This window comes from Lacticaseibacillus manihotivorans DSM 13343 = JCM 12514, assembly GCF_001435035.1.
Classification (GTDB): domain Bacteria; phylum Bacillota; class Bacilli; order Lactobacillales; family Lactobacillaceae; genus Lacticaseibacillus; species Lacticaseibacillus manihotivorans.
Genome location: NZ_AZEU01000260.1, coordinates 1 through 1,083, shown reverse-complemented (window position 1 = coordinate 1,083; position 1,083 = coordinate 1). Strand labels below are relative to the sequence as shown.

At 44.3% G+C, this 1,083-nt stretch carries 2 protein-coding genes; both read left to right on the top strand.

Annotated features, from left to right (window positions below; genetic code table 11):
• The first annotated feature begins 34 nt into the window (after positions 1 to 34).
• Complete coding sequence (locus FD01_RS13330) at positions 35 to 649, top strand: helix-turn-helix domain-containing protein (protein ID WP_056964773.1); 615 nt, start codon at positions 35 to 37, stop codon at positions 647 to 649.
• Positions 646 to 1,083, top strand: a 438-nt coding sequence (locus tag FD01_RS13325) for an IS3 family transposase (protein WP_156647322.1), incomplete at its 3' end; no start/stop codon positions are given. The genes FD01_RS13330 and FD01_RS13325, both read left to right, overlap by 4 nt.

The window sequence follows — 1,083 nt, the reverse complement described above, 5'->3', positions numbered from 1 at the left end:
CTACTCACTCGGGGTATACGCGGATTATCACCAGGTGCGGACCTCTAGCCTTAACAGATGGATTAAACAATTTTTAACGGCTGGTTTGGCTGGATTGATTCGCCCTGAACACAATCACAGGTACACACTTCAAACCAAGCGATCAGCCGTTAAAGCTTACCTTTCAGGTACCCTGTCAGGCCAAGCAATTCTCAATAGATATCAAATTCGTAGTCTTTCCCAACTACATCAATGGATTGTCCGGTACAATAGTGGACAATTAAGTGTTGCTTACGCAACAAGAAAGCGAGCTAGGAAAGTGGGCCGAAAAGTTACTTTTGAGGAGAAACGGCAAATTACTCAATGGACAATTGATCACGAGTATAACTATCAAGCCGCGGCAGAAAAATTTAATGTCAGCTATCAACGGGTCTATTCATGGATACGAAAGTACCAAAGAACTCACGATTGGGAATCCCTTCAGGATAACCGGGGTCGCCATAAAGGCAAAACACCAACCAATGAAGTGGAAAGATTACGACAAGAAGTAAGGCAGCTGAAAGCTAAAGCGAAGGAACGGGAGGTACAGATTGCCTTCGCAAAAAAATTGGTCGAAATACACAATCGGGAGGTGGAACGGCCGGACGATATCAAGCAATTCAGGAAATGAGCCAAAGTGGGTATAAGGTATCTGATCTAGTTAAAGCAGCCGGGGTAAGTCGGCAGGCTTACTACAAGTGGCTTACCAATGAACCGACGGTTCATGATATTCAAGATCAAGAAATTCTAAAGCTCGTTAAACAGTTAGAAGCACAACATAAACACTGCGTTGGTTATGACAAGATGACCCGTTTGATAAAGCAGGAAAGATTATCATACACAGTTAACAAGAAGCGCGTCATGCGCATTATGAAGGAACACAGTATTAAAGCGGACTATCGTCAGCCTAAGAGAAAACGTGTGCAGGAGCAGGAAACTTATGAAGCACAGAATACCCTGAACCGCCAGTTTGAACAAGCTGCCGCAAATCAGGTGTGGGTGACGGACACGACGGAAATTGCCTACAACATTCGTAAGTACAAAGTCCGTCTACACGTTGTCCTG